Origin of the sequence: Pseudomonas sp. MD195_PC81_125, assembly GCF_014060985.1 — a bacterium.
Classification (GTDB): domain Bacteria; phylum Pseudomonadota; class Gammaproteobacteria; order Pseudomonadales; family Pseudomonadaceae; genus Aquipseudomonas; species Aquipseudomonas parakoreensis.
Map to the genome: position 1 here is coordinate 1 of NZ_JABULD010000213.1, position 4,668 is coordinate 4,668.

At 61.6% G+C, this 4,668-nt stretch carries 4 protein-coding genes; 3 read left to right on the plus strand and 1 reads right to left on the minus strand.

Annotated features, from left to right (window positions below; genetic code table 11):
- Window positions 1–223 precede the first annotated feature (223 nt).
- The 3 genes from HT737_RS09110 to HT737_RS09120 are packed head-to-tail and all read left to right on the plus strand — an operon-like array spanning window position 224 to window position 3,787.
- Complete coding sequence (locus HT737_RS09110) at window positions 224–2,125, plus strand: sensor histidine kinase (protein ID WP_047296219.1); 1,902 nt, start codon at window positions 224–226, stop codon at window positions 2,123–2,125.
- A 43-nt stretch (window positions 2,126–2,168) separates the two neighbouring features.
- Window positions 2,169–3,449: a sigma-54 dependent transcriptional regulator gene (locus HT737_RS09115; protein ID WP_182402286.1), complete on the plus strand. Its 1,281-nt coding sequence runs from the start codon at window positions 2,169–2,171 to the stop codon at window positions 3,447–3,449.
- Window positions 3,450–3,457: 8 nt separating this feature from the next.
- Window positions 3,458–3,787, plus strand: a complete 330-nt coding sequence (locus HT737_RS09120) for a GlpM family protein (RefSeq protein WP_179295015.1) — start codon at window positions 3,458–3,460, stop codon at window positions 3,785–3,787.
- Between the two features lie 126 nt (window positions 3,788–3,913).
- Here the strand turns inward: HT737_RS09120 and HT737_RS09125 are convergent, their stop codons facing one another.
- Window positions 3,914–4,582 carry a DsbA family oxidoreductase gene (locus tag HT737_RS09125; protein ID WP_182402284.1) on the minus strand — a complete coding sequence of 223 codons (669 nt, stop codon included), beginning with the start codon at window positions 4,580–4,582 and terminating at the stop codon, window positions 3,914–3,916.
- Window positions 4,583–4,668 lie beyond the last annotated feature (86 nt).

Sequence of the window (4,668 nt, forward strand, 5' to 3'; positions counted from 1 at the left end):
GCACTAAAAGCAACACACTGAACTCTGTGGCGAGGGAGCTTTGTGGCGAGAGGATTTATCCCCCGATGGGCCGCGAAGCGGCCCCAACATTTCAAACTCGAACCGCATCTGCCGGTTTGACGACTGCTTCGCAGCCGATCGGGGATAAATCCCCTCGCCACAGGTTCCGCGCTCGAACAAACCAGGATGCTTTAACCATGCTGGTTGACCCAAGGCAACTGTGATGAAATGCGACCCCAATCTCTATCGCGCAGCGCCGCCATCACTTGCCGTGAAGCCTCGTCTGATTCGCCATCTGTTTCTGCCGCCGCTGATCATCGTGCTGATGATCGGACTGGGTTACGCCGGTTTCTGGACCAGTGAACATTTCGGCATCCGCAGCCTCAGCGAAAACGGCCAGCGTCAGCTTGAACTGCACGCGCGCACCGTCGAAAGCGAGATCAGCAAATACACCTACCTGCCCAGCCTGCTGGAACTGGAAACCAGCGTCCCGCAATTGCTGGCCGATCCAACCCCGGAACACCGGCAAACGGTCAATGCTTACCTTGAAGGCCTGAACCGGCGCAGCCGCAGTCGGGCCATCTATGTCATGGACACCACCGGCCGCGTGATGGCCACCAGCAACTGGCGCGACGTCGACAGCTACCTCGGTGAAGACCTGTCGTTCCGCGCCTATTTCCAGAAAGCCGTGCGCGGCGAGCCCGGACGTTTCTACGGCATCGGCAGCACCAGCGGCGAACCCGGTTATTACCTGGCCCACGGCCTGGAAGAGCACGGCAAGATCATCGGCGTCGCCGTGGTCAAAGTGCGTCTCGAAGCCCTGGAAGAACGCTGGCAGCGCGCCCGTCTGGAAGCCTTCGTCAGCGACGAGAACGGCATCATCATTCTTTCCAGCGATCCGGCGCGGCGCCTGAAATCGGTGGTCCCGCTGAGCGATGAAACCAAAGAGAAGCTCGCCCGCAGCCTGCAGTATTACTGGTTCCCGCTCAACGAACTGCAACCACTGGCCCGCGAAACCCTGGCCGAAGGCGTGGAGAAACTGACCTTCCCTGCCAACAGCGAAGTGAGCGCCGATGACGACAGCATCAGCTATCTGGCCCAGACCCGGCCACTGAGCGACACACCGTGGAATTTCACTTTGCTCACGCCGTTGCAGGACCTGCGCCGCGAAGCGATCAACCAAGGCATTCTGGTGGCCGTGGCGTTCGCTCTGGTGGCGTTTTTGCTGATTGCCTGGAACGAGCGGCGCAAGGTCATCGCCACCCGCCTCGCCGCCCGCGAAGCCTTGCAGGAAGCCAACAGTCAACTCGAGCGACGGATCACCGAACGCACCGGCGACCTGCGCGCCAGCAACGAGCGCCTCAAGAGCCAGATCCGCGAACGACGGCAAGCCGAAGAAACCCTGCGCCGCGCTCAGGACGAACTGGTGCAGGCCGGCAAACTCGCGGCCATCGGCCAGATGTCGACCAGCATCGCCCACGAATTGAACCAGCCGCTGGCCGCGATGCGCACCCTGTCCGGCAACACCATTCGATTCCTCGAACGCGGCCAGCTCGACGTCGCCAGCACCAACCTCAAGACCATCAATGACCTGATCGACCGCATGGGCCGAATCACTGCCAGCCTGCGCTCGTTCGCCCGACGCGGGGACGACAAGGGCCAGGCCAGTCTCGGCAAAGCGGTGGACGCCGCGCTGCAGGTGCTGGGTGCCAGGGTCGAGAGCGCGTCACTGCAACTGCATCGGCAATTCATCGACGTGCAAGTGCAGATCGACCAGACCCGCCTCGAACAGATTCTGGTCAACCTGATCGGCAATGCCCTCGACGCCATGCAGGCGCAGCCGCAGCCGGAACTGTGGCTGGAGGGTGAAGAATTCAACGGCAAATATCGTCTGCGGGTGCGCGACAACGGCCACGGCGTCGATGCCGAGGCGCGCAAGCATCTGTTCGAACCGTTCTTCACCACCAAACCCGGCGAACAGGGCCTGGGCCTCGGCCTGACCCTCTCCGCCAGCCTCGCTGCCGCCACCGGCGGGCACCTGGGTGTCGAACATCCGGCCAGCGGTGGCACCACCTTCGTCCTCAGTTTACCGTTGGTAAGCCCTACTCCTGCCGAGCCAATATGAACCACGACCTTAGTGTGCTGATCGTCGAAGAGACCCCCATGTGCTGCTCGGCTGCCAGCAGGCACTGACCCTGGAAGACATTCCCTGCATCGGTGTCGGCAGTGCCGAAGAAGCGCTGGAGCAGGTCGGCGACAACTTCGCCGGCATCGTCATCAGCGACATCCGCCTGCCGGGCATCGATGGCCTGGAGCTGCTGACCCGCCTCAAGCAACGCGACCGCAGTCTGCCGGTGGTGCTGATCACCGGTCATGGTGATATTTCCATGGCGGTCGGTGCGATGCAGAAAGGCGCCTACGATTTCATGGAGAAACCGTTCTCGCCGGAGCGTCTGGTCGACGTCGCCCGCCGCGCACTGGAGCAACGCAGCCTCGCCCGCGAAGTCTCGTCGCTGCGTCGGCAACTGGCCGAACGCGACTCCCTCGAAGGCCGGATCATCGGTCGTTCCCCCGCGATGCAGAACCTGCGCGAGCTGATCGCCAACGTCGCCGACACCTCGGCCAACGTATTGATCGAAGGCGAGACCGGCACCGGCAAGGAACTGGTCGCGCGCTGCCTGCACGATTTCAGTCGCCGCCACACCAAGCAATTCGTCGCGCTGAACTGTGGCGGCCTGCCGGAGAACCTGTTCGAAAGCGAGATTTTCGGCCACGAAGCCAACGCCTTCACCGGTGCCGGCAAACGGCGTATCGGCAAGATCGAACACGCCGACGGCGGCACGCTGTTCCTCGATGAAGTGGAAAGCATGCCGCTGCCGTTGCAGATCAAACTGCTGCGTGTATTGCAGGAACGCACCCTCGAACGCCTCGGCTCGAACCAGAGCGTCGCGGTGGATTGCCGGGTGATTGCGGCGACCAAATCCGACCTCGACCAAGCGAGCAAGGCCGGCGAGTTTCGCAGCGACTTGTACTACCGCCTCAACGTGGTGACGCTGGAACTGCCGCCGCTACGCGAGCGCCGTGAGGACATCCTGCAACTGTTCGAACACTTCACCCAGCAGTCGGCGCTGCGCTTCGACCGCACGTTGCCCGAGCTGGACAACCAGACCCTGTCAAACCTGATGAGCCACGACTGGCCGGGCAACGTGCGCGAACTGCGTAACGTCGCCGAGCGCTTTGCCCTCGGCCTGCCGGCGTTCAAGAAGTCCGGCGCCAGCAGCGGCGGTCAGGGGCTGGCGTTCGCCGAAGCGGTGGAAGCCTTCGAGCGCAACCTGCTCAACGATGCCTTGCAACGCAGCGGCGGCAACCTGACTCAAGCCAGTCTGGAGCTGGGCATGGCCAAGACCACGCTGTTCGACAAAGTGAAAAAATACGGGTTGAGTCACTGATGGATCTGATTCTCAAAGCCGCCCTCGGCGCAGCAGTGGTGGTGATTCTCGCCGCGCTGTCGAAGACCCGAAACTATTACATCGCCGGGCTGGTGCCGCTGTTTCCGACCTTTGCGCTGATTGCCCACTACATCGTCGGCAAGGGCCGTTCGGTCGATGATCTGAAGGCGACCATCGTGTTCGGCATGTGGTCGATCATTCCCTACTTCATCTATCTGGCGACGCTGTACGTGATGGTCGACCGGATGCGCCTGGAGGCGTCACTGGCGGTGGCGGTTGTCGCGTGGTTGATTGCCGCCAGCGTATTGGTCTCGGTGTGGGTGCGCCTGCACACTTGATCCCTGTAGGAGCTGCCGCAGGCTGCGATCTTTTGATCCTGCTCTTTAAAGGCAAAGATCGCAGCCTGCGGCAGCTCCTACAGGGTTGGTATTCAGTTGTTGACGGTGCCGCCCCGGGGTGGGGATTCAGTTGCTGACGCTGCCGCCCCGGGTTTCACTGATGATTTGCCGAATCGCCCCGACAAAGGTGTCCACCGGTTGCCCGCCCGTGACCGCGTACTGACCGTTGAACACCACGGTCGGCACTGAGCTCACGCCGCGTTGCAGCCACAGTTGCTCTTCTTCGCGCACTTCATCGGCAAATTCGTCGCTGGCCAGAATCGCTTCGGCACGCTGTCGATCCAGCCCCACGCTTTCGGCAATCTGCGCCAGTTGCGCTTGATCGGACGGATTACCGCCATCCGTGAAATAGGCCTTGAACAACGCTTCTTTCAACGGCAGCTGCACACCTTCCAGCCCGGCCCAATGCAACAGACGATGAGCATCGAAGGTGTTGTAGATGCGGCTGTTGCCATCGGTACGAAAGGCGAACCCGACCTCGGCGCCACGGGCACGAATCGCTTCGCGGTTTTTCTGTGACTGCTCCGGGGTCGAGCCGTACTTTTCGCTGATGTGTTCGGTGATGTTCTGCCCGTCCGGGCCCATCTTCGGGTTCAGCTCGAACGGCTGGAAATGAATCTCGGCCTGCACTTCATCGCGCAGAATCTCCAGCGCCTGCAACAAGCCATTCAAACCGACGATGCACCACGGGCAGGAAACGTCGCTGACAAAATCGATTTTCAAAGCGGAACTCATCACACACCTCGCGGACAGAAGTCCGAAAGATACACCTGTAGGAGCTGCCGAAGGCTTGCGATCTTTTGATCTTSRAAARCCAACCT